The organism is Sphaerisporangium sp. B11E5 (assembly GCF_039871875.1).
In the GTDB taxonomy this organism is placed as follows: Bacteria; Actinomycetota; Actinomycetes; order Streptosporangiales; family Streptosporangiaceae; genus Sphaerisporangium.
The window spans coordinates 1-24,616 of the sequence record NZ_JBDPMD010000057.1 but is presented as its reverse complement, the minus strand read 5'-3'; the positions used below and the strand labels follow the sequence as shown (position 1 = coordinate 24,616).

The window sequence follows — 24,616 nt, the reverse complement described above, 5'->3', positions numbered from 1 at the left end:
CGCCGGCTCAGGGCGACATCACCGAGCGATCTCGCGATCGAGGGTGCCCCGTCCGTCACCGTCTCCAGGGGGATGTGGGGCCGGTGAGGTCCTTGTGCAGGTTCGACCAGATTCGCGGGGCCCACCGTCGCGGCCGGGGCCACCTCAGGGCCTCCGCGATGACCTGTACGCGGACAGCGGGCATCTGAGCCAGGTCACGCCTTTTATGCGACCGGCCGCACGTCCTTAAATTCATCTCTGCCATAACGCGGCGCACCGGCGAAGCCGCATCATGCTTGTTGCCTGCGGGCTGCATATTGGAGCGACAAAATCAAGATCCTGACACTTCTTCCTACCGCCCGTAGGATATCGATGTCCGGATCGGGATGCGAATACGCGAGGGATCGATCGGAGGGGGCCGCGCGGTGCCGCTTGCCGGTGACGACGCCGTCAAGGAGACGAGTTCGCTCAATCTCGCCGATGGCAGCGCGCCCAGCCATGACCAGTACCTCGGCCTGATCAAGCACATGCAAGCACAGTACAACGGCTATGACATAACTGGCTGCGAGAGGTGCAAGAAAAACGACTCCTGTACCGTGGCCACCTGCTTTCTTCGCATCGAGGTCGTTCTGGACGACGAGAAATCGATACAGTTCTATTTCACGAGGCGCGACCTGTATCTGAGGGGGTGGACGATCGACGACCCCGCACCCGGCGGTGGACCCACATATGTGGCAGCCAGCAAGGACAATGACAGCAAGGACCTCGCCACCGTACCCGCCGGACTGACGAGAATCGTGGAAGCGGACCACATCCCCATCGAGCACGGTCGTTTCACGCATCAGGCGAAGGACCCGGCGAAGCCGTTCGAGTCGATCAGCCGCTGGAAGCTGGCGAGCCAACTGGAGGGGGGTCTCCACAGATATTCACACGACCTCCTCGCCTACCGGGCCGACCCGCGGAAAAACAAGAGACCCGAGCCGTCGAGGGTCGAGGAGGCCGTTAAGGCATTTGACGTGGTGGCCTACGTGACCGCGGAGATGGCCCGGTTCGAGCCGTACTGCATGAGCTTCTCGGAGGTATGGAACCTGGGCGGCTGGAACGGGTATCCCAATTCCAGCGGCTCCGCGTCCGGCGCTTCAGGCGGAACCGTGCGCGCCGACCTTCCCCACTTCTGCAGCGCGGTCAACGAGTGGAGCAAGCTCTCCCAGTTGATCCGTGACAACCAGGGCACGGTGAACATCGGCAACGGTAAATCATTGTCCCTCCAGGACGCCAAGGACATGATCGGCGGCGGAGTGCTGTGCCGTCCGGGCGTCACCTCACAGGGCACCTCCCCGTCGAACACGAGACCGGGCAAGAAAAGGGGCGGGCGGTGAGGTATGGATGACCGGCGGCCGGGCGGGGAGAATTCCGTCGATCTTGACGCGTTGAGAGCATCTTTCCTGGGTTCTGGTGGTCCACCGGCGCTGAGCGCCACGGACTCCGCGCTTCCGGTGCGGTTGCGGGACATGCTCGGCACGTTCCCGGACGGCTCCTGCCGGGGAGTGGCCGGTTCGGGGCGGGCGGAGGTGGACCACGGACGTACGACGCTGACGCTCTCCATGACGTGCGCGTCGTTCTCCTGGCCCGCCGGCGCGAGCGTGACCGTCGTGGTGACGGGCGTGACGGCGGCGGTGACGAACGAGGGTGTGGTGACCCTCACCCTGAGGGGAACGTTCGACGAGGTCGAGGTGGCCTCGACGATGGCCGCGGCCGGCGCCGGGCGGCTGACGGCCGCGGTGCGGCCGGCCCGGCCGGGTGCCTTCGCCGCGGAGCTGGAGAGCTTGGGCAGGCGCTTCGCCGGTGAGGTGTGGCAGAGCGCGCGGAGCGGGTTGAGCGAGTTCGGGTTCGATCCCCGGGAGGTCGCCGGGTTCGACCTCCGCCTGGTGAAGGACGGATCGGCCGGCCACTACACGGTGTCGTCCGTGGCGGTGGTGGCCGCGCTCGACGTCAAGGGGCTTCCGCTTCAGATCGCGCTGTGGCTTCCCGACCTGCGTGTCACCGGTTCGCTTCGCGAGGGCACGCCGATCGGCGTCCGGTCACTGCTGGCGTCGTTCGGCATTCCCGCCGATGAGGTGCCCGCGGAGCTGGCCATCAGCGACCTGTCGTTCGCCGCCGCCCTCGGACACGCCTACATGGTCCGGATGAAGGTCACCGGTTCGTGGTCGCTCGGCCCCTTCACGATCGCTTCGCTGTCCATGGAACTGTCCTACGACCCCGTCGAGACGTTCGTGGTCAGCATCGGGGGCACCGTGGCGATCGGCTCGTCGTCCGGCATCGACGTCTTCGCCGCCAAGGGTTTCGGCAAGAAGGGCGGCTGGTCCTTCCGGGGCGGTCTCACGCCGGGTGAGGATCTCGGCATGGCGGAGCTGACCGCGGCCCTCGGCCTGGCGGACGTGCCTGAACCGATCAGGAGCCTGGAGCTGACCAGCCTGTGGTTCTCCTGCACCACCCTCGCCGGCGCGACTGTCTTCGACTTCATGGTGCAGGGCGATATGATGATCACTGACGAGCTCAGTGCCTCGCTCGGGGTGACGGTCACCCGGGACGGTTCGGGAACGCGGTACGCGGGGACGCTGGACGTCGCCGGCCACGACTTCGAGGTCGTCTTCGACAAGGACAGGTCCGGCGCCGACATGCTCGCCGCCACGTTCAGCGGCGGCGACGGTGGCGTCGAGATCGTGCTGCGGGACTGGGTGGCGCACTTCTCCGCCGACCTGGCGGCGGACGTCCCCGACAGTCTGCGGATCGACCTGAAGGACGCCAAGTTCGTCCGGGTGAAACCCGCCGGCGGCCCGGCGCGGTTCTGTGTCGGCGCCGACCTGTCGGCGGCCGTCGACCTCTCCCAGCTTCCCCTGGTCGGCGGGTTCCTGTCGCAGGCGGGGACGTTGAGTGTGGAGAACCTGCAGGTCCTCTACAGCTCCGCGGACTTCACCTCCGAGAACGTCACGTCGGTCAACGGGCTGCTCGGGCAGGCCCGGGTGGTGCCGCTCCCGGCGGCCGGGCTCAAAGCGGGTGTGGCGGCCCTGGCGGAGCTGAAGGCCGGGAACGAGACCACGGCGGTCGCCCTCGGTGTGCCCTCCGCGAACGCGCCCGCGTCCCGGGGCGGCGGGCAGTCCAGCGCGCCCGCGGTGCCGGCCGGTGGCGCCGACAGCCCCAGCGCGCCGAGCACGCCGGCCTCCACCGTCCAATGGATCTCGGTGCAGAAGAAGCTCGGCGTCGTCCAGATCAACCGGATCGGCGTGATGTACCAGCACAACGTGCTGCTGTTCGCGCTGGACGCCGCGGTCGCTCTGGGGCCGCTGTCCCTGTCGTTCGACGGGCTGGCGGTCGGCTCACCGCTGGACAGGTTCGCCCCGACGTTCGACCTCTCCGGAGTCGGCGTGGCCTGCAACGCCCCTCCGGTGGAGATCTCCGGTGCCCTGCTGCGCCTGCCCGGCGACCAGCTCGCCCCCACCGTGGAGTTCCAGTACGACGGCACGGCGACGCTCGTGCTGCCGAACTACTCCCTGGCGGCCGTCGGCTCCTACGCGCAACTGAAGAACGGCGAGCCCTCGCTGTTCATCTTCGCCCAGCTCGAGGGGACACTGCTGGAGCTGCCGCCGATCCTGGTCACCGGGCTGATGGCCGGGTTCGGGTTCAACCGGGAGCTGGCCCTGCCCGCCGCCACGGAGGTGTCCGGCTTCCCGCTGCTGACCCTGCACAAGCAGGGGCCGGACTCGGGCGGGAACAAGCCCTCGCGTGTGCTCGACGTCCTGGAGGGGCGTGAGCCGGCCGTCGCCGGTGGCCGGCCGCGGCAATGGATCGCCCCGCGGCAGGGCTCGTACTGGCTGGCGCTGGGGGTGGAGTTCACCGCGGCCAAGGTGGTGAACGCCAAGGTGCTGCTCGCGGCGGAGTTCGGCCAGGAGCTGGTGCTCGCCCTCCTCGGGACCGCGATCCTCCAGCTTCCGCTGCCGGCCGAGTCCGCCACCCGCACCTACGTCTACGCCGAACTGGGCCTGGAAGCCGTACTCCGGCCCTCCAAGGGAAGCTTCGAAGTGACCGCGCAACTGTCCCCGGCCTCGTACGTGCTGACCCGCGACTGCCATCTCACCGGGGGGTTCGCCTGCGCGGTGTGGTTCGGGCCGAACCCGGACGCCGGCCAGTTCGTGGTCACCCTCGGCGGCTACCACCCGGCCTTCCCGCGGCCCGCCCACTACCCGGCGGTACCGCGGCTGGGCATCGACTGGGCGGTCAACAGCAACGTGTCGATCACCGCGCGGGCGTATCTGGCGGTGACGCCGTCGTGCGCGATGGCGGGCGCGGCGCTCAGCGCCGTCTACCAGGGGGGCGGCGTCCGGGCGTGGTTCACGGCGAAGGCGGACCTGCTGCTGTCGTGGCGGCCGTTCTGGTTCACCGCCGGTATCTCGGTGAGCGTCGGGGCCTCGTACACCGCCAACTTCCTGTTCGTGCACAAGACCATCAGCGTGTCGGTCGGCGCCGGCCTGGAGCTGTGGGGACCACCGGTGGGCGGCACGGTCACCGTCCACATCGCGTGCTTCAGCATCACGGTCCGTTTCGGCCACGGACGCCCTGGAGCCGGCGACAGGACACTGGGATGGCCCGAGTTCGCCGCCATGCTGCCGGAACCGCAGGACATGGTCACCGTCGCGGCGGTCAGCGGCCTGGACAAGACCATGGACGATGCCGCCGGCGACGGCGGCAAGGTGTGGCTGGTCCGCGCCCGCGACCTGCGTTTCTTCACCCAGGCCGCGATCCCGGCCAGCCATCTGCGCACGGGGGACGCGCCGTTGAACTCCGAAGAGCCCGGTGACGGCCCCCTGGTCGACGTGCGCCCCATGAAACGCGGCGGGCTGATCGGCGAGCACCGCCTGAAGCTCTACTTCGAGAACGAGCTCGCACCGGCCGACGGCTGGACGCTGACGGCCCGCACCCGGAACCTGCCCGCGTCGCTGTGGGGCGCCACGCCCACCTCGTCACAGGACCCGGCCGGCGCGCTCAGGGCGGTGCTGGAGGAAATCAAGGGCCGGCCCACCGCCGAGGTGGTCCCCGGCCGTCCGGTCGGTTTCGACGTCCAGGCGCCGCGGCCCGAGCTGGCCCCCTCGCGCGGGGTCTTCCCGCTCAGCGAGTACAGCGAGGACGAACTGCCACCCGGCCTCTCACCGCTGCCCCGGCATCCGGCCGCCAACGGCGACTTCGTCCTCACCCCCGACCCGTCGTGCGTGGACCTCATCGGCCGCGCCGACCGCGGGGACGCCAGGAACGGCCGCGACCAGGTGTACGCGGCCCTGGCCGACGCCAAGCTGTTCACCGGCCCCAACGACTCCCTGGCCGGCCTGGCGGCCGACGCGGGCCACCTGTTCGGCCAGGCCCCCATGACCCAGGCCCCGGGGAGCCGGACGTGAGCCAGAGCCCGCCGCACCCCGCCCGCGACACCATTCCCGTCGGGGACATCGAGCTGCACGACAACTACCTGCCGGCCCTGCCCGCGGGTGACTACCGCGTCGAGGTCACCCACACGCTGTGGACCGGCCCTGAGGGCGGGAAAGCGTTCACCGCCGTCCAGAAGTTCACCGTCCGTGGCCCGCAGGTGGCGATCGACACCACCGCGGTGGTCGCCAAGCAGCCGCCGGACGCCTCCAGCGGCCGGTACGCCGAGGTCCTGCCGCACCTGGTCCTCGGCGACCCCATGCTGCCGTGGGAACGAACCATGCGCGGCGCCCCGGCCGGCACCCCCTGGCTGGCGCTGCTGGTGCTCACCGACGACCAGCTCGTCGGCGGCACGACCGCCCCGGCCCGCACCGTCTCCGGCACGGTCGGCGACTTCCTCGCCGACGACCCGGCCGTGCTGAAACCCGGCCTGGCCGTGGAAGCCGATGTCGGTGACGGCGACCCCTGCGCGTACATCCAGGTCGCGGCCACCGAGTTCCACGCGGTGGCGCCCCGGCTGGAGGAGCTGCGGTTCCTGGCGCACTGCCGGGGCGCCAACACCGGGGACCGGGCCATCCTCGGCATCAAGGAGGACGGGCTGTTCGCCGTCGTCGTCGCGAACCGCTTCCCGGCCACCGCCCCGCCCGGCTCCGCCACGGCCACCAGGACCATCGTCCATCTGGTCTCCCTGGAAGGGCACGAGAAGATCCTCGTGGACGACCCGGACTTCCAGGGGCGCACGTCGGTGGCGCTGCTGTCCCTCGCGAGCTGGTCGTTCTGGGCCTACCCCGACCGGCAGGCCGGCTTCGCCGACCTCGCCGAAGGTCTCACCCGCACCCCGGACGGCGACCGGGCCGCACGCGAGGAGATGTGGCTGCGGCCGGCCTCGCCGTACCAGGACACCGACGGCACCCCGGCCCCGCGGAGACAGGTGGCCCGGCGGCTCAACGACGGCTACCTGCCGCTGCCGTACCTGACCCGCTCAGGCGAGGCCACCTACGCCTGGTACCGGGGGCCGCTCACCCCCGTCGTGCCCGTGGCCACCGCGCGGGCGGCGCAGGCCACCTCCGCCGACGCGCTCATCGGCTACGACCCCGCCTGGGGCAGCTTCGACATGTCCCTGGCCACCGCGTTCGAGACCGGCCGTGCGCTCGCCATAGCCGACACCGCCTTCGCCCAGCACCTGCTCGAGTTCAAACACGCCGCCCGGCACCTCATCGACACCCTGTACCACCAGGCCACGAGCAACCACCTGCCGCGGGACGGTGCCGGGCCGAAGTCCGCGCGGGCCGCGTTCGGCACCCTCCTCGACAGCGACCTGCTCACCGCCCTCGGCACGCCGCCGGGCAGACCCGCCGCCCAGTGGTCACCACCCGCGCCGGCCGCGCCACCGGCCGACCCGAGCCAGGCGCTGGAGGACTTCCTGCGGTCCGGCACCACCCGCGCCGCCCTCACCCAGGCCCTCGCCGACGGTGACGGGCTCAAGGAACACTTCGCCCCCATCGCGCAGTGGCTCGGCAGGCTCATGCTGCTCTGTCCCGTGCCGTTCACCCACCTGGTGCCCGACGAGCGGATGCTGCCGCAGGAGTCGCTGCGTTTCTTCCACGTCGACCCCAGCTGGCTGGACGCGCTGGTCTCCGGCGCCCTCTGCATCGGCGCGCAGTCCAGCAGGGACACTCTCCAGGACCAGATCGTGGCCGGCGCCGTCCGGTCGGCGGCGGCCCGGACGGCGGCGGCGCACCGTGACACACTCCGCGGCGGCGGCGATCCCGGCGCCGCCACCGATACCGGGGACGGCGGGGACGGCCTGGGCGGCGCCGACCGGCCCGTCAGCGGCCTGCTGCTGCGCTCGGCGCTGGTCTCCGGCTGGCCGAACCTGGCCGTCCGCGCCGGTGCCCCGGACGGCACGCCGCTGCCGGTGCTGCGCATGGACCACCTGGCGCCCACCGTGCTGCTGTGCCTGTTCGACGGCCTGCCCGCCATGGTCGAGCTGCGCGAACCCCAGGAAGGTTTCCGGTTCGGCGTCGAGGACCACGGCCTGATCCCGCTGCGGAACATGCTGCCGCCGGGCTCGCCCGCCGACCGGCGGCTCGGCGAGCAGCTCGGCACCGATGTCACCTTTCCCGTCCTGGACCACCTCAGGACGGGCACCGGCGGCCGGGTCCTGGACATCGGCTCGCTCGTCCCCGCGCTGACGGCCGCGCTGGAGACCGCGCACGGCACCGCCGTCGGCCCGATCGGTCCCGCCGACCTGGCCATGCAGATGGTCAAGGTCCCCGAGGCCGTCCACTTCACCGGCCCGGACGGAGACCGGCGATGACCACCCTCCCCACGCTCGTCGTCCCCGTCGGCCTGGACGCCCTCGTGGTCAACACCGCCCTGCGGGGCCGGGACGGTTTCCGCACCTGGCAGCACAACTACCAGGCGCTGAACGACTACATGAGCCCGGAGCCCGACGAGGGCGACCGGGAGAGCAACGCGAAGGTCCACAACCACACCGGCGTGCATCTGCACTGGACGCTGCCCCGGGGGCTGCGCCACGGCGTCCAGGACCCGCGGACCGGGGAGATCCGCTATCCGCTGGTGCCCAACCGGTGGCTGGTGGTGCGTTTCAGCGGCACCACCACCCGCCGCGCCAAGGCGTGGGTGGTCGAGAGCGACTGCCCCTACAGCACCACCGCCTACCGCAACGGTCACTCCTACGACAGGTCGAGCAGCTACCTGGTCCCCGACGCCACCCTGAGCGCCTGGCGGTCCAGCACCGACCCCTACCGCAACACCATGACGTCCGGCGCCCACCAGGTCCTCATCGGGCTCGCCTTCCCGCTCACCGGCACCACGCCCTGGACGGAACGAGCCGCACGCGACCCGCTGTACGTCACCGCCATGGCCACCGGCGACCCGTACTTCACCACCTACACGCCGCACAACGGCAACGTCTTCTCCTTCCTCGACGACCTGTCCGGCGTCACGGCAGCCGACACGCTCGGCTACCAGGTCACCGGCTGGTACTCCGACCCCGGCGCCGACGTCCTCGCCACCCTCCCGCCCGGCACCTCCTACGCCGACCACCTCACCCACCTCGGCTGGCAGGACCCCCGCCTGACCGGCGACCCCGGCCACGACACCGCGGTGACCCCCGCCACCCGCAGCCTCTACTCCGGTACGGCCCTGACCGTCCCCTGGGACCCGGACGCCACCTCGGCACCCGCCCCCGACCCCCTGGACACCGTCCAGGACAACGGCAAGCTCAACGTCGCCGTCGGCAACACCACCGAGGACGCCTTCACCGCGCTCGCCGGCCGTGCCCTGCACGCCGCCGGCGCCTCCCCCTCCGGCTCGGACCTGCAGCTCCTGCGCACCTTCCTGCACAACGTCCTCGACGTGGCCGAGGAGAAGGGCGGCGACGCGCGGGTACGCCGCCACATCGGCGACGCCTCGTTCGGCGCCTCCGCCGGGGGCCACCACTGGACCGTGACACCACCCCCCGCCGACACCACCGATCCGGCGCCGGCACCCGCGCCGTTCACCCCGCCGCCCTGGCTGGCCACCCTGAACGCCGACCAGCGCCGGCTGGACGAGCAGCTCGGCGAGCTGTACGTCCACCAGTGGCGGCTGAACGCCCTGTGGCTGAAGTACGGCCTGGCCGACGCGCTGTCCCCGCGTCCGGGCGACGCGCCGGATCCCGGCCGGATGCGGCAGGAACTGGACCCCGACCGGGAGGGCTCACTCGCCCACACGGTGCGCGCCATGACCGTCCAGGTGAGGGACCTGGCCGCGAAGCTCCCCCAGCCCGACCCGGCCCGCTCCTCCGCGGGGGACCACGACGGGTTCCTCGCCGGGATCAGCGCCTTCGCCGAAGCCCGGGGGCTCACCGGGGGCGCCACGCTCAAGGCCGTCCCCCGTCACCCGTACTGGCAGAGCAACGACCCCGTGGTCAGCGTGTCCGGTCTCCTGCCACCGGCCGACACCACCGTCTCCGGCGAGCAGGTGCCCGTACGGCCGCTCACCGGCGACGGCCCCTCACCTCTGGCCTGCGCCGTCACGGTCGCGGGCACGGTGATCACCGCGACGCCCGGCGACGGGACGATGCCCGCCGTCCCGGGCCTTTCCGCGCTCCCACCGGAGGTCCCCGGGCTGCTCACGGAGTACTTCCTGCTGGACACGGGCAACGCCCCCGCGCTGGCCGCGGCCGCCGGCCTGCCGGTGGACGAGGTCCGCGCCGCCATCGCCGCCCACCGCCCGGCCGACTACACCGGGACCCTGCCCGCGCTCGGCCTGGAGCCCTGGACCCAGCCCTGGGCACCACTGATCATGGAGTGGAAGGTCGCCTACCGCCACATCCCCTACGCCGTGGGCACGCAGCGCTGCTGGACCTTCGACGGGACCGACCACCGCCACACCGGGGCGGCCGGCGTCACCCCGGACCCGGTCACCGTCACGGGCATCTCCGGCCTCGGCCCCCACCCCCGCTCCCTGTTCGCCGCCCGGCTGGAAGAGTTCGTCGCCCACCACGGCACCGACGACCAGCGCGGGCGACTCGACGCCTGGCTGACGTCGATCGGCGACTGGGCGTTCCTCGCCCAGGAACTCACCGGCTTCAACCAACGGCTGGCCGCCCGCGACACCCGTGCCTTCCGCCGTCCCACCGCCGGCGACCCCGACCACCCGCACATCGCCGGCCTGGCCGGCTACCCCGACGCCGCCACCGGCGACGGCCTGCCCGCCCGCTACCTGGGCCGGGTCACCAGCGTCCCGTACCTCCCCGGAGGTACCAGTGCTCCCTTCCACGAGATGCGGCAGGGGCAGATCCACATCGAGGAGCTCTTCCTCTACGACAAGTTCGGCCGTGTCCTCGACGTGGTCAGCCCCGACATCAAAGGCGGCGGGCTGCACGACTACCGCAACTTCCCCCTCGTCGTCGACACCGCCCTCACCGCCGAGACCTCGCTCACCCCCACGGTCGCGGCCGTCGCCGAGCTGCCGCCCCGCCCCCTCCAGCCCGCCCGGCTCGAATTCGACCTCCTCGACGCCCGGACCGGCACCCGCGTCGTGCGCACCGCGGCCGACCCGAGCCCCATCGGCGGCTGGCTCCTGCCCAACCACCTCGACCACAGCCTGCTGCTGTACGACCCGGCGGGCCGCCTGCTCGGCACCTACCGCCTGCTCACCGGCGCCCAAGGGCAGCGCACCGGCCGGTGGGAGCCGCCGCCCGACGGCACCGTCACCACCCTGGACCAGCTCGCGCGGCTCGCGCCCCTGGTCGCGGGTCTGATCCGTTCCTCCGGCCTGGCCACGGAAGCCGGCTTCACCGCCTTCCTCGACGTCATCGACTCCACCCTGTGGACCACCGAGCCACTCGGCCAGCGCGCCGACCAGAACCTGAGTGTCCTCATCGGCCGCCCCCTGGCGCTCGTCCCCGCACAGCTCCGGCTGACCCTCCAAGGGCCGCCCCTGGGCGACACCGGCTGGGCCGCCACCCTCGACCCGCCACCCCCTGCCTTCACCGCCCACCGGTTCGCCGTCCGCCTCGGCGACCAGGCCGCCCGCGACGACGGCCTCATCGGCTACTTCACCGCCGACGACGCGGCCGCCTACCGGTACGACAGGTTCCACAGCGTCACCGCGCCCGGCGACGGGCAGGACCACGTCCGGCAGATCGGTCCCCTCGGCCCCGCCGGCGACTACCCCGAGCTGACCTTCGGCGACCCCGGCCCCACCCGGCTGCTCCTGCTCGTCGACCCGCGCGCCGCCGTCCACGCCACCAGCGGCATCACGCCCACCGCCTCCGTCACCGTGCCGCCCCGGCACGTGGACGACGCGCTACGCCACGTGCAGGCGCTCTTCCGGTTCGGGCCCGTCCTCACCACCGAACACGCCGAGACCCTCGTCTTCCCCCGGCCGGGCGAGAAACGCGGCACCTGGTCCTGGTTGCGGCCCGCACCGGGACAGGCCCCCTGGACACCGTACGAGCTGACCCCGGCACTGCCGGACGCGCGGTTCCCCGACAGTCCCGCCACCCTCGAAGACGGCATGCTTCGCCTCCTCACCGAAGCAGAACAGGAACAGGAGCACTAGCCGCACCCCCCTGCTCCCTCACCCCGGAAGGAGATCCCGCGTGCCCGGCGCCCCCCTGCTGCAGTACACCGCCACCTCCAGCCCTGCCCCTCTGCAACCGGACGGCATCGCCATCAACAAGGTCGACGTCACCGTCTCCGTCCCCACCGGGCAGACGGTCTACTGCGAGGAGATCATGATCGCCGTCCCGGCCAGTGCGCCGGACGACGGCGGGCCGTACTTCACCGAGGAGCCGCAATCCTCGATCATCGGCGGCGACTGGCAGCCGCCCGAGTCCGTCCGGATGAGATCCGGACAGGAACTCGGCCTCGCCGCCGCCACGCAGTACTACCAATTCCCCTTCTACCCGCCCGTACCGGGGATGGACCTGCTCGACGGGGATCTGGAATTCCAGATCAGCGGCGCACTCACCGCCACCACCGGCGGCCCGCTCACCTTCTGGGTCACCGAGACCAGTCACACACCCAGCGACCGATCCACCCGCAAGGACCCTGTCGAGATGACCCTGCCCACCGCACAACCAGGCGCACAATCCGACTTCTTCCTGCGCAGCTTCCTGGCGACCGCCCCGGACACGCCGGGCATCCCGAGGACGAAGTTCGACGCCGGCGACGGCGTCCGCTTCAGCTGGGAGAGCAACGGCACCTCTTACACGCTCTACGACGGCGACGGCACGGTCCTCTACGAGGGCACCCAGACTTCCTGGAGCACCACCCAGAAGGAAAATTACAAGATCTTGAACGACACCACCTTCACCGTGCGGGCTTCCACGGTTTCCGGAGCCGATGAGTCCACCCAGTACGCCACCCTCACCGTCACCATCGGCGACCCGAGCCTGCTCGGGCTCACCGTCGGCTCCGAGGGCATCGGGGTCACCGGCCCGCTCAACGCCGGCTCCATCGGCGCCAAGGATGTAACCGTCCACGACGGCGGCAGTCTGTACGTGTACGGCCGGGCAGGCTTCGAAGAAGGACTTCAGGTATCCGGGGACACGGCGATCAGCGGCGATCTGTCGGTCGAAGGAAAAGTCAGCCTCAACGCCTTGTTCCAGCCGCCGGTCCAACTCGAACCCGTGGTGACGGACCGTTCGACGCAGAATTTCTATGTCGAGTACGACGGCATCCTGGTCATTCAGAACCCGCCCGACAGTACGTTCTGGGGCACCTTCTCCGCCAAGTTAGGCCCTGAAGGCGGCGACGATGACATCTGGCTGGATCTGATGGGGGATCGGATGAGTTACACGGTTCCCCTGCGCCAAGGACAGGAATGGGCCATCTACAACCTCGATGATGACGTCATCGGCCGTCTTTACTGGATCACCTTCCGCCAGTAGCGGCCGCACCGGACCAGCGGCCCCCCGCACCTCCCGCCCTCTCGTCCACAAGGAGATCTTCCTCATGTCCGGCCCCAACCTGCTGCATTACAGCACCACCACGAGCCCGGCCACGCTCGAAGCAGGAAGACCCGACAAACCCGCCCCCGCCCGTATCGACCTGACCGTCTCCAGCCCGGCCGGTCAGCAGATCTACTGCCAGAAGATCGACATCGCCGTCCCGGCCGGCACACCCGAAGGCGCGTACTTCACCGAGAAGCCGAAGGCCGAGGTCCTCGGCGGCAACTGGAGTCCCCTGTCGTTCCAGATGAGGACCGGGCAGGAACTCGGCCTCGCCGCCGGCGCCGGCTACTACCAGGTCATCTTCGAGCCGCCCATACCTGAGTTCGAGCTCGTCAACGAGCCGCTGCAGTTCCGCATCAGCGGCACGCTCGCCGCCGCCGACGGCAGCGGGCTCGCCTGCCTGGTCACCGAGTATTCCGACACGACCAGCGGCTCGTCCAAGCGCAGGGACCCGCTCGAGGTGCCGCTGCCCACCGTCGAGCCCGTCTTCTACCTGCACAACTTCCTGTCCGCCGCCCCGGACAACCCGACCGTCCCAAGGACGAAGTTCACCGCCGGCGACGCGGTCCACTTCACCTGGGAGAGCAACGGCAGCCATTTCCAGCTCTACGACGGCGACGGCACGACCCTCCACGAAGGGCCGGAGACCTTCTGTACCGTCCCCCAGGGCAGGATCGTCAACGACACCACCTTCACCCTGCAGGCGTCCACGACATCCGGAACCCAGCAATCCGCCGACTCCAAGCCGGCCTAACCAGTACGCCACCCTCACCGTCACCGTCACCAACCCCACCCTGAGCGGCCTGACCAGCACCGGGGACATCACCGCCCAGTCGCGGCTCGACGTGGCGGGGCAGGCCGCCGCCAACGGCGGCCTCTCCGTCGACGGCGGCGACTGCAAGATCAACACTCATCTCCACGCCAACAGCGACCTGACCGTCTACTGGGGGCCCTACAAGAAGATCACCACAGCTTCGTACACCGGTCTCTACGTGAATTACGACCTCACCGTCAACGGGAGCATCCACAAGCTCTAGCCTCGCGCCACCGGCCGGCGAAGACGCGGCGTGCCGGCCGAACTCCGTGGAGACGGCGGTGGTCTGCCGCCGGGGGTGCCTGGCCGGGGGGACGCCGGCCGGCCGTCATGCGAATGCCCAGGGGCGTCCCTCCCGCATAGGTCCGATCACTTTGTGAGCGTTAACACAGTCTCGACCCGTGTCCACGCACCGGTTCACCTCGGTCTGCCGTCGGTCATCTTCGTAACCCGCACACGCGCCGGATGTCAACGGTGATGTGATCGCCGCCGCCACAGGGGCGCACGGGTTCCCGCGCGGCGGGCCGCGGACCACGGGGAGACGTTCACGGGTGTGGACGCCGGCGCTCACGACCGTCGGGTGTGCTGAAAGTTTCGGCCGCCTCTCCCGGCCACGCCGGCGTGGCGGGGCGGCGAATCCGCCGGTCATGGGAGCGCGGCCGGGGGGACGGCGGGAGTCGCGGTGAGGGCGCCGGGAGGGGAGGGGCGTTGCGTGACGACAGGTGCCGACGTACGCTCGCCACCACCTCGACCCGAGTACGAGATCGGCCAGGACCACGGGACGTCGTGAGCATCCGCTCACGGCAGGTGCGTCCGGTCCCGGTCCGATGACGGCGTCCGCCGCCCGGCTGAACGGCCGGTGGCCGCCGAGGCGGTGGCCTGTTCCGCCGAGGCTCCCCCGCGCGTCCGGCTTCACCCCGGTGTGCCGGGAACGCGCAACCTCTCACGCAGGGAGCCTGACATGCCGTCCCCGAAGCTCAAGCGGTACGGCGCGGCCGTCGCCGCGCTCGTGATGTCCCTTTTGCTCGCGGCCGCCCTTCCGGCCGAGGCCGCCGCCGTGCTCGCGTACCCGAACCCGGGGCGGGTCACCGGTGACATCAGCGTGCACGACCCGTCGATGGTGAAGACGCCGTCGGGCACCTATCTGCTGGTGCATACCGGCGACAACCTCGCGATCAAGACGTCCGCCGACCGGATCGCGTTCCGGAACGCGGGGACCGTCTTCCCCGGCGGCGCGCCGTGGACCACCACCTACACCGGGGGGAGCCGGAACCTCTGGGCGCCGGACATCTCCTATCGCAACGGGCGTTACTACCTGTACTACTCGGCGTCCACCTTCGGCTCCAACCGGTCGGCGATCTTCCTGGCGACCAGCACCACGGGCGCGTCCGGGACCTGGACCAACCAGGGGCTGGTCATCGAGACCCGGACGTCGGACAACTACAACGCCATCGACCCCAATCTCATCGTGGACGCGCAGGGGCGGTGGTGGCTGAGCTTCGGGTCGTTCTGGTCGGGGATCAAGATGATCTCGCTGGATCCGGCCACCGGCAGGCGGTCCGGGAGCACGCTGTACTCCATCGCGGGACGTAACGGCGGGGCCATCGAGGCGCCGCACATCGTCCGGCACGGGTCGTACTACTACCAGTACGTCTCGTTCGACCTGTGCTGCCGGGGGGCGTCGAGCACCTACCGGGTCATGGTGGGACGTTCCACCAGCGTCACCGGGCCGTACGTGGACCGCAACGGTGTCGCGATGACGTCCGGCGGCGGCACGGAGATCCTGGCGGGGCACGGGAGCATCCACGGGCCGGGGCACCAGGCGGTGTTCACCGACGTGGACGCCGACGTGCTCGTGTACCACTACTACGCCGACAACGGGGCGTCCCGGCTCGGCATCAACCTCATCGCGTACGACTCGGCGGGCTGGCCCTACGTCTACTGAGCAGCGGAGCCGTCGCGGCGCCGGCGGGGGACCACACCGCGGCGGGCGCGGCGGCGCCGCCCGGTCCCCCGCCCCGGCCGGGGACCGGGACGGTGGCCGCGCGGGTGCTCAGGAGCTGGGCGGGGCGACGCTCTCGCGCTGGATGAGGGTGGGGGCTATGGTGTGGCGGTCCGCGCTGGGGCGGCCGCTGTCTATCTCGTTCAGCAGGACGTTCAGGCTGCGGCGGGCCACGGCGGCGAAGTCGGGGCGGATGGTGGTCAGCGGCGGGATCAGGTAAGCCGCTTCGGGGACGTCGTCGAAGCCGACCACGCTGACGTCCTCGGGGACGCGGCGGCCTCTTTGGTGCATGGCGCGCAGGATGCCCAGGGCGAGGTGGTCGTTGGCGGCGAAGATGGCGGTGACCTCGGGCATGCGGGCCAGCATCTGGCCGGTGCGGCAGCCGGCGGCGGCGGTCCAGTCTCCGCCGGGGACGACCGGGGGGATCTCGACGCCCGCGTGGCGGAGGGCGCGTTGCCAGCCTTCGATGCGGCCGGCGCTGTCGAACCACTCGGCGGGGCCGGAGACGTGCCACACGGTGGAGTGGCCGGCGTCCAGGAGGTGGCGGGTCGCTATGGCGGCGCCCTCCTGCTGGTCGACGGTGACGAGGGCGCCGGGGCGCGCGGGGTCGCCGTCGATGGTGACCAGGGGGACGTCGGTGCGCAGGTGCTCCAAGGCCTCCCCTGCCGACACCACGGGGGCGATGACGACGATGCCGGCGACCCGCTGGTCCAGGTGGCGTTCCACCGCCTCGGCGATGGAGCGGCGGTCCAGGGTGCGGACGCTGCCGACGCTCACCGCGAAGCCGGCGTCCGCCGCGGCCTGGCCGAACGCGGTGAGCAGGGACGCCGGGCCGTACAGCGTGGAGTTCTGCGTCACCACGCCGAGCAGCCGCGACCTGCCGGTCGCGAGGGCCCGGGCCGCCTGGTTGGGGCGGTAACCGAGCTCGGTGATCGCGGCCCGCACCCGGATCCGGGTCTGTTCGCGGACGTTGGGATGGTCGTTGAGGACCCGCGACACCGTCTGGTGGGACACTCCCGCCAGACGGGCGACATCGGTCATCGCTGGGCCGCGTACGACCTTCTTCTCCACTCTGCCTACCTCATTCGCGCGATCTCTTCCCGCCGGACTCTATTTTGACCTGGTCGGGGGCGTCTCGCGCAGGGGGTAGGCGGTGTGTCTTTGAAAATATTCGGTTTCCGCCTGAAAACTATCGGGCCCTTCCCCCCCGAGCGGGGAAGGGCCCGGGCACAACGGCGAGGTCAGAAGCCCTGGGCGAGCCGGTAGTACGCCTGGTTCAGCCTCAGTTCACGGACGAACGCCCGCGAGGTGGTGTCCGCGTCGATCACCAGGAGCTCGACGCCGAGCATGTCGGCGAAGTCGGTCAGCTCCTCGGCGCCGACGGCCGCGGACAGCACGGTGTGGTGCGGCGCTCCGGCGGTGAGCCACGACTCGGCCGAGGTGCGCATGTCCGGCCGGGGCTGCCACACGGCGCGGGCGACGGGCAGCTTCGGCAGCGGCTGCGGCGGGGCGACCACGTCGATCTCGTTGGCGACCAGACGGAACCGCTCCCCCATGTCGGCGAGGCCGACGACCACGGCGGGCCCCGGCTCGGCGTCGAACACCAGCCGCACCGGGTCCTCGCGCCCGCCGATGCTCAGCGGGTGGATCTCGCACGACGGGGTGCCGGAGGCGATGGTGGGGCAGACCTCCAGCATGTGCGCGCCGAGGATGAGCTCCTGGCCGGGGGTGAAGTCGTAGGTGTAGTCCTCCATGAAGGAGGTGCCCCCGGGCCGCCCGGCGGCCATCACCTTGAGGGTGCGCAGCAGCACGGACGTCTTCCAGTCGCCCTCGCCGCCGAAGCCGTAGCCGTCGGCCATGAGGCGCTGCACGGCGAGGCCGGGGAGCTGCCTCAAGCCCCCGAGGTCCTCGAAGTTGGTGGTGAACGCCCCGAAGCCGCCCTCCCGCAGGAAGGTGCGCAGCCCGAGCTCGATGCGCGCGGCGTACCGCAGCGAGTCGTGCCGCTCGCCGCCGATGCGCAGCTCGGGCGCCATGCGGTAGGTGTCCTCGTACTCCTTCACCAGGGACGTCACGTCCGCGTCGGCGGCGGCGTCCACCGCGGCGACCAGGTCGTTGACGCCGTAGGTGTTGACCGAGACGCCGAACCGCAGCTGCGCCTCCACCTTGTCGCCCTCGGTGACGGCGACGTCGCGCATGTTGTCGCCGAACCGGGCGAGGCGCAGCGAGCCCACCTCGGCCCGCCCGGCCGCGGCGCGGGCCCAGGCGCCGATGCGTTCGGCGACCGCCGGGTCGCTGACGTGCCCGGCGACGGTCTTGCGCGGCACGCCGAGCCGGGACTGGATGTACCCGAACTCGCGGTCGCCGTGCGCGGCCTGGTTCAGGTTCATGAAGTCCATGTCGATGGTGCTCCACGGCAGCTCCAGGTTGGCCTGGGTGTGCAGGTGGAGCAGGGGCTTGCCGAGGGCGTCCAGCCCGGCGATCCACATCTTGGCCGGGGAGAACGTGTGCATCCACGCGATCACGCCGCCGCAGTCGTCGTCCGCGGTGGCCTCCAGGCACACGCGGCGGATGGCCGCGGCGTCGGTCAGCACCGGCCGCCACTCCACCGGGAACGGCAGCGCCTCGCCGAGGGCGGCGGCGATCCCCTGGGACTGCTCGGCCACCTGCCGCAGCGTGTCCTCCCCGTACAATCCTTGGCTGCCGGTGAGAAACCAGAGCTTCACAGGTGACTCCTCTGTCCGTAGACGTTCTGATAGCGGTCGTACAGGTGATCGATGTGGTGCTGCTCGATGGGGATCGGCTCGCCGAGCTGCCGGGCGACGTGGACGGTGCGGGCGACGTCCTCGCACATCACGGCGGCCTTCACCGCGGCCTTGGCCGAGTCGCCGATGGTGAACACCCCGTGGTTGCGCATCAGCACGGCGGGTGAGCGGTGGCCGGTGAGGGTCTCCACGATGCCCTTGCCGATGTCGTCCCCGCCGATCAGCGCGAACGGGCCGACGGGGATCTCGCCGCCGAACTCGTCGGCCATGGCGGTGAGCACGCACGGGACGGCCTCGCCACGCGCCGCCCACGCGGAGGCGTAGGTGGAGTGGGTGTGCACCACGCCGTTCACCTCGGGCATGTGGCGGTACACGTAGGCGTGCGCCGCGGTGTCGCTGGAGGGGGCGTAGGAGCCCTCCACCAGCTCGCCGGACAGGTCGCACACCACCATGGCCTCGGGGGTCAGCTCGTCGTAGGAGACGCCGCTCGGCTTGATGACGAACAGGTCCTCGCCGGGGACGCGGGCGGAGACGTTCCCGGCGGTCCAGGCCACCAGGTTGTAGCGCACCAGCTCGGCGTGCAGGCGGCAGACCGTCTCCCGGGTCTCCTGGATCATTTGGCGGCCTCGTTTCTGATGGCGCGGAGGCGGTGGAGCATGCCGCCGTCCGCGAAGTGGTCGTGCAGCCGGCGGTACTCGGCGTACAGCCGGTCGTAGGCGTCCGCGCGGGCCGCGTCGGGCGAGTAGACGGCGGGGGTGCGCTTGCCCATCGCGGCGGCGGCCGCGGTGATGTCGGGGTAGGCGCCGGCGGCGACCGCGGCGTGGATGGCGGAGCCGAGGGCGGGGCCCTGATCGGAGCCGATGGCCGACAGCGGGCGGCGCAGCACGTCGGAGTACACCTGCATGAGGAAGCGGTTCTTCAGCAGGCCGCCCGCGACGACGAACTCCTCGACGGGCACGCCGGAGGCCTCGAACGTCTCCACGATGACGCGGGCGCCGAACGCGGTGGCCTCGATGAGGGCCCGGTAGATGTCCTCGGGCCGGGTGGCGAGGGTCTGGCCGACGATCACACCGGACAGGTTGTGGTCGACCAGCACCGAGCGGTTGCCGTTGTGCCAGTCCAGGGCCACCAGGCCGTGCGCGCCGACGGGCTGCTTCTCGGCGAGGGAGGTGAGGTACTCGTGCACGCTCACACCGAGCTCGGCGGCCTTCGCGGTGTAGGAGGCGGGCACGGACGTCTCGGCGAACCAGCCGAAGATGTCGCCGACGCCGGACTGCCCGGCCTCGTACCCCCAGAGGCCCGGCACGATGCCGTCGCGCACCACGCCGCACATGCCGGGGACCTCGGCCAGTTCGGCGGACGGCATGATGTGGCACGTCGAGGTGCCCATGATGGCGACCATCTGCCCGGGGCCGACGGCGTCGGCCGCGGCCGCGGTGACGTGCGCGTCGACGTTGCCGACGGCGACGGCGATGCCCTCGGGCAGGCGGGTCCACTCGGCGGCCTGCGCGGTGAGCCGCCCGGCGAGGCCGCCGAGGGGGGCGAGCTCGTGGCCCAGCTTGTCGGTGAAGCCGGCGAAGCCGGGGTTGAGCGCGGCGAGGAACTCCGCCGAGGGATAGCCGCCGTCCTGGTAGATGCCCTTGTACCCGGCGGTGCAGACGTTGCGGGTCTCGACGCCGGCGAGCTGCCAGATGATCCAGTCGGCGGCCTCGATCCACCGGTCGGCCAGGCCGTAGATCTCCGGGTCCTCCTCCAGCACCTGCAGGCCCTTGGCGAACTCCCACTCGGAGGAGATCTTGCCGCCGTAGCGGGGCAGCCACGGCTCGCCGCGTTCGGCGGCGAGGGCGTTGATGCGGTCGGCGTGCGACTGGGCGGCGTGGTGCTTCCACAGTTTGGGCCAGGCGTGCGGCCGGTCCGGGTGGAGCTCGCTCAGCGGCGTGCCGTCGGCGGTGGTGGGCAGCACGGTGCAGGCGGTGAAGTCGGTGCCGATGCCGATCACCTGGGACGCCGGGACGCCGGCGACCGCGAGGGCCTTCGGCACCGCGATGCGCAGCACGTCGCGCCAGTCCTCGGGGGACTGCAGCGCCCAGTCGGGGCCGAGCCGGACACCGGTGCCCGGCAGCGTGTCCTCGATCACCCGGTGGGCGTACTCGTGTACGGCGCTCCCCAGTTCGGCGCCGTCGGAGACCCGCACCACCACCGCGCGCCCGGACAGGGTGCCGTAATCGACGCCGATGACGTACGCCTCGCTGTTAGCGTTCACAGGGCACTCCAGGGCAACCGTAGAAATAGGGACATATCACTTTCTTTACTATGACCTCGCGCGCCAGGCGATGAGGCGCTGCAGCACGATGAAAACGAACAGGAGCAGGCCGATGACGATTCTGGTCCACCACGAGCTCAGAGTGCCCTCGAAGCTGAGGACCGTCTGGATGAGGCCGAGCATCAGCACGCCGAGCACGGTGCCGAGCACGTAGCCCGAGCCGCCGGTGAGCAGCGTGCCGCCGATCACCACCGCGGCGATGGCGTCCAGTTCCCAGCCGACGGCGTGCAGGCCGTAGCCCGACAGGGTGTAGAACGCGAACAGCAGGCCGCCGAGCGCGGAGCAGAACCCGCTGATCGTGTACACCGCGATCTTGGTGCGGGCCACCGGCAGGCCCATCAGCAGCGCCGACTGCTCGCCGCCGCCGACCGCGTACACGTTGCGGCCGAGCCGGGTGTAGTGCAGCACGTATGCCGCCACCAGCACCACGAACAGGCCGATCAGCACGCTCGGCGAGATCCACAGCTCGCTGGTCAGGTCGATCCGGGTCTGCGCGATCGCGGTGAACAGCGGGTCGGAGATGGGGATCGAGTCCGTGCTGATCGTGTAGCACAGGCCGCGGGCGAGGAACATGCCCGCCAGCGTCACGATGAACGGCTGGATCTCGAAGAAGTGGATGATGGCGCCCATGGCCATGCCGAGTGCCGTGCCGATGGCCAGCACCAGCAGCATCACCAGCGGCGAGGGCCAGGCGCCGGGCCCCGACAGCAGACTCGCGGCGATCATGGTGGACAGGCCCACCACCGACCCGACCGACAGGTCGATGCCGCCCGCCAGGATCACGAACGTCATGCCGACGGCGATCACCAGCAGGAACGAGTTGTCCACCAGGACGTTCAGCAGGATCTGGCCGGTGGCGAAGCCCTCGTACCGGATGCCGCCCGCGACGAACATGGCGACGAACAGGCACGCGGTGCCGAGCACCGGGACGTACTTGCGCGGCACACGGGGGTGCCGGATCGGTAGGGTCGTCGTGGTCACGCGTCCACCTCGTCTCTGGCCGGAAGGGCGGCGGTCCCGGTGGGCGCGTCCCGCGGGGTCGCGGGTGGAGCCCCTGGGCCGGCGGGACGGCCGCGGCGGAACACCTTGGCGCGGAACGCCGGGGACTGCAGCAGGCAGACGAGGGTCACCACGAGCGCCTTGACCAGCAGCGTCGTCTCCGGCGGCACACCCACCGAGTAGATGGTGGTGGTGAGCGTCTGGATGATGAGCGCGCCGAGCACGGTCCCGCTGAGCGAGAACCGGCCGCCGATGAGCGAGGTGCCGCCGATGACGACGGCGAGGATGGCGTCCAGCTCGATCCACAGGCCCGCGTAGTTGCCGTCGGCGCTGGAGACGTTGGAGCTGACCATCAGCCCGGCGACGCCCGCGCACAGCGCGGCGAACATGTAGACCGTGAGGATGATGCCGCGCGACCGGATGCCCGACAGCCGCCCGGCCTCGGCGTTGCCGCCGACCGACTCGATCAGCAGGCCGAGGGCGAGACGGCGGGTGAGGAACGCGGTGAGCGCCACCACCACCGCCACGATGATGATGCTGAACGGCAGGGTGAGCCAGTAGCCGCCGCCGATCAGCTTGTAGGGGGAGCTGTTGATCGTGATGATCTGACCGCCGGTGATCAGCTGGGCGAGACCGCGCCCCGCCACCATGAGGATCAGCGTGGCGACGATCGGCTGGATGCCGAGTCCCGCGACCAGCAGGCCGTTCCACGCGCCGAGCACCAGCGCGAGTCCGAGGGTGATCCCGACCGCGAGCAGGACGCCCCCGACGTCGTTCTGGTTGTCGAGATCACTGATCATCAGGCAGGCCAGAGCCGCGCCGATGGCCACGACCGACCCCACCGACAGGTCGATGCCGCCGGTGGCGATGACCAGCGTCATGCCGAGCGACACCAGGATCAGCGGCGCACCGAAGCGCGCGATGTCGATGAGGCTCCCGTAGAGGTGGCCGTCCTTGATCTCGATGCTGAAGAAGCCGCGGGTCAGCAGCAGGTTGACCAGCATCAGGCCGGCCAGCACCGCCACCGGCCAGAACAGCCGGTGGCGGGTGAGCGCGCTCACGTTCATTCCCGCGCTCCGCTCGCGATGGTCTCCATCAGGGCTCCGGTGGTGAGGGCGTCGTCGTTGGCGAGCTGGGCGACGAGCCTGCGGTCACGCAGCACGCCGACGCGATGACTGAGGCGCAGCACCTCTTCCAGCTCGGCCGAGATGAACAGCACGGCCATGCCGCCGTCGGACAGCTCGGCGACCAGGCGCTGGATCTCGGCCTTGGCGCCCACGTCGATGCCGCGGGTGGGCTCGTCCAGGATGAGCAGGCGCGGCTCCAGGATCAGCCAGCGGGCCAGCATGACCTTCTGCTGGTTGCCGCCGCTGAGGTTCTTGATCTGCTGCTCGGGGTCGGCGGGGCGGATGTTGAGCGCCGCGATGTACTTGGCGACCAGCTCGTCCTGCTTGCGCCGCGAGATGGGCCGGGTCCAGCCGCGGGTCGCCTGCAGCGCGAGAACGAGGTTCTCGCGCACCGTGAGCTCGGGGATGAGGCCCTGGCCGCGGCGGTCCTCGGGGCAGAACGCGATGCCGCGCCGCACGGCCGCGCGCGGGGAGCGCAACCCGGCGGGGGCGCCGCCGACGCGCACGGACCCGCTGGTGGCGTGGTCCGCGCCGGCCAGCAGCCGGGCGACCTCGGTGCGGCCCGAGCCGAGCAGCCCGGCGAGGCCCACCACCTCACCCTTGTGGATCGTCATGCTGAACGGTTCGACACTCCCGGTCCGGCCGAGCCCCTCGGCCTCCACCAGCGGCTCGGACGTGCGTCCGAGCGGCCGGTCCTCCAGCCGTTCCAGCTCGGCCAGCTCGCGGCCGATCATCTTGGCGACCAGGTCCACCCGGGACAGGTCCGTGATGCGGTACTCCCCCACCAGGCGGCCGTTGCGCAGCACCGTCACCCGGTCGGAGGCCTCGTAGACCTGGTCGAGGAAGTGCGTGACGAACAGGATCGCGATGCCCTGCTCCTTGAGCTGGCGCATCACCCGGAACAACTGGGCGACCTCGCCGGCGTCCAGGCTGGAGGTCGGCTCGTCGAGGATGAGCACCTTGGCGTCGATGTCCACGGCGCGGGCGATGGCGACCATCTGGCGGATCGCCGGGGAGTACGACGACAGCGGCGCGCCGACGTCCACGGCGATGTCGAGGCGGGACAGCAGCGCGGCGGCGTCCTTGCGCATGCGGCGCCACTGGATGCGGCCGAAGCGGCGCGGCTCGCGGCCGATGTAGATGTTCTCCGCGACCGACAGGTTGGCGCAGAGGTTGAGCTCCTGGTAGACGGTGCTGATGCCCGCCTGCTGGGCGGCGAGCGGGCCGGAGAAGGACACCGGACGGCCGTCCAGCTCGATCTCCCCCGCGTCGGTGTCGTAGACGCCGGTGAGCACCTTGATCAGCGTCGACTTGCCCGCGCCGTTCTCCCCCATCAACGCGTGGACCTCGCCCGGCAGCAGCCGGAAGTCGACCCCGTCCAGTGCCGTGACGCCGGGGAAGTACTTGCCGATGCCCCGCATGCGCAGGATCGGCGCTGGTTCGGCCATGTGGCGTCCTCTCCTCTCTCGGCCTAGTGCGCTGGGTGCGGGCCGCCCGGGCGGGCGGCCCGCGAAGGGGTCAGTACTGGCGGCTGGGCAGGGCTTCCTTGGCCTGCTCCTGGGTGAAGGTGGTCTCCTCGGTGACGACCCGGGTGGGCACGGTCTCGCCGGCGACGACCTTCTTGGCCAGGTCCATCAGTTGCGGGCCGAGCAGCGGGCTGCACT

Annotated in this window: 15 protein-coding genes; 8 read left to right on the top strand and 7 right to left on the bottom strand. The window is 71.0% G+C overall.

The genetic code is table 11. The features are described 5' to 3' along the window. Nucleotides 1-365 precede the first annotated feature (365 nt). From ABGB17_RS33645 to ABGB17_RS33610, 8 genes are all read left to right on the top strand, one after another. Nucleotides 366-1,358, top strand: a complete 993-nt coding sequence (locus ABGB17_RS33645; protein WP_347637406.1) for a hypothetical protein — start codon at nt 366-368, stop codon at nt 1,356-1,358. Nucleotides 1,359-1,409: 51 nt separating this feature from the next. Further along, entirely contained in the window at nt 1,410-5,426 is a 4,017-nt protein-coding gene (locus ABGB17_RS33640) for a DUF6603 domain-containing protein (protein WP_347637404.1), read from the top strand. Next, nucleotides 5,423-7,771 carry a hypothetical protein gene (locus ABGB17_RS33635; RefSeq protein WP_347637403.1) on the top strand — a complete coding sequence of 783 codons (2,349 nt, stop codon included), beginning with the start codon at nt 5,423-5,425 and terminating at the stop codon, nt 7,769-7,771. Before ABGB17_RS33640 ends, ABGB17_RS33635 begins: the two co-directional genes overlap by 4 nt. Continuing rightward, nucleotides 7,768-11,529 (top strand): hypothetical protein, encoded by a 3,762-nt coding sequence (locus tag ABGB17_RS33630; protein ID WP_347637401.1) that lies wholly within the window; start codon nt 7,768-7,770, stop codon nt 11,527-11,529. Before ABGB17_RS33635 ends, ABGB17_RS33630 begins: the two co-directional genes overlap by 4 nt. A gap of 40 nt (nt 11,530-11,569) precedes the next feature. Next, nucleotides 11,570-12,862 (top strand): hypothetical protein, encoded by a 1,293-nt coding sequence (locus ABGB17_RS33625; RefSeq protein WP_347637399.1) that lies wholly within the window; start codon nt 11,570-11,572, stop codon nt 12,860-12,862. Between the two features lie 64 nt (nt 12,863-12,926). After that, complete coding sequence (locus tag ABGB17_RS33620) at nt 12,927-13,679, top strand: hypothetical protein (protein WP_347637397.1); 753 nt, start codon at nt 12,927-12,929, stop codon at nt 13,677-13,679. A 91-nt stretch (nt 13,680-13,770) separates the two neighbouring features. Next, nucleotides 13,771-13,962, top strand: coding sequence for a hypothetical protein (locus tag ABGB17_RS33615; protein WP_347637396.1), 192 nt, complete (start codon nt 13,771-13,773; stop codon nt 13,960-13,962). A gap of 738 nt (nt 13,963-14,700) precedes the next feature. Beyond that, entirely contained in the window at nt 14,701-15,684 is a 984-nt protein-coding gene (locus ABGB17_RS33610) for an arabinan endo-1,5-alpha-L-arabinosidase (RefSeq protein ID WP_347637394.1), read from the top strand. Between the two features lie 108 nt (nt 15,685-15,792). Here the strand turns inward: ABGB17_RS33610 and ABGB17_RS33605 are convergent, their stop codons facing one another. The 7 genes from ABGB17_RS33605 to ABGB17_RS33575 form a co-directional block, all read right to left on the bottom strand. Beyond that, on the bottom strand, nt 15,793-16,812 hold the full coding sequence (locus ABGB17_RS33605; protein ID WP_347637392.1) for a LacI family DNA-binding transcriptional regulator: 1,020 nt from the start codon (nt 16,810-16,812) through the stop codon (nt 15,793-15,795). Between the two features lie 170 nt (nt 16,813-16,982). Continuing rightward, nucleotides 16,983-18,464, bottom strand: a complete 1,482-nt coding sequence (araA, locus tag ABGB17_RS33600) for an L-arabinose isomerase (protein WP_347637391.1) — start codon at nt 18,462-18,464, stop codon at nt 16,983-16,985. Continuing rightward, entirely contained in the window at nt 18,461-19,120 is a 660-nt protein-coding gene (locus ABGB17_RS33595) for an L-ribulose-5-phosphate 4-epimerase (protein WP_347637389.1), read from the bottom strand. Before ABGB17_RS33595 ends, araA begins: the two co-directional genes overlap by 4 nt. Beyond that, complete coding sequence (gene araB, locus ABGB17_RS33590; protein WP_347637388.1) at nt 19,117-20,766, bottom strand: ribulokinase; 1,650 nt, start codon at nt 20,764-20,766, stop codon at nt 19,117-19,119. Before araB ends, ABGB17_RS33595 begins: the two co-directional genes overlap by 4 nt. A 48-nt stretch (nt 20,767-20,814) precedes the next feature. Next, on the bottom strand, nt 20,815-21,807 hold the full coding sequence (yjfF, locus tag ABGB17_RS33585; RefSeq protein ID WP_347637387.1) for a galactofuranose ABC transporter, permease protein YjfF: 993 nt from the start codon (nt 21,805-21,807) through the stop codon (nt 20,815-20,817). Continuing rightward, nucleotides 21,804-22,892, bottom strand: a complete 1,089-nt coding sequence (locus ABGB17_RS33580) for an ABC transporter permease (RefSeq protein WP_347637386.1) — start codon at nt 22,890-22,892, stop codon at nt 21,804-21,806. The genes yjfF and ABGB17_RS33580 overlap by 4 nt, the downstream gene beginning before the upstream one ends. Next, nucleotides 22,889-24,400 carry a sugar ABC transporter ATP-binding protein gene (locus ABGB17_RS33575; RefSeq protein ID WP_347637384.1) on the bottom strand — a complete coding sequence of 504 codons (1,512 nt, stop codon included), beginning with the start codon at nt 24,398-24,400 and terminating at the stop codon, nt 22,889-22,891. Before ABGB17_RS33575 ends, ABGB17_RS33580 begins: the two co-directional genes overlap by 4 nt. Between the last annotated feature and the right edge of the window lie 216 nt (nt 24,401-24,616).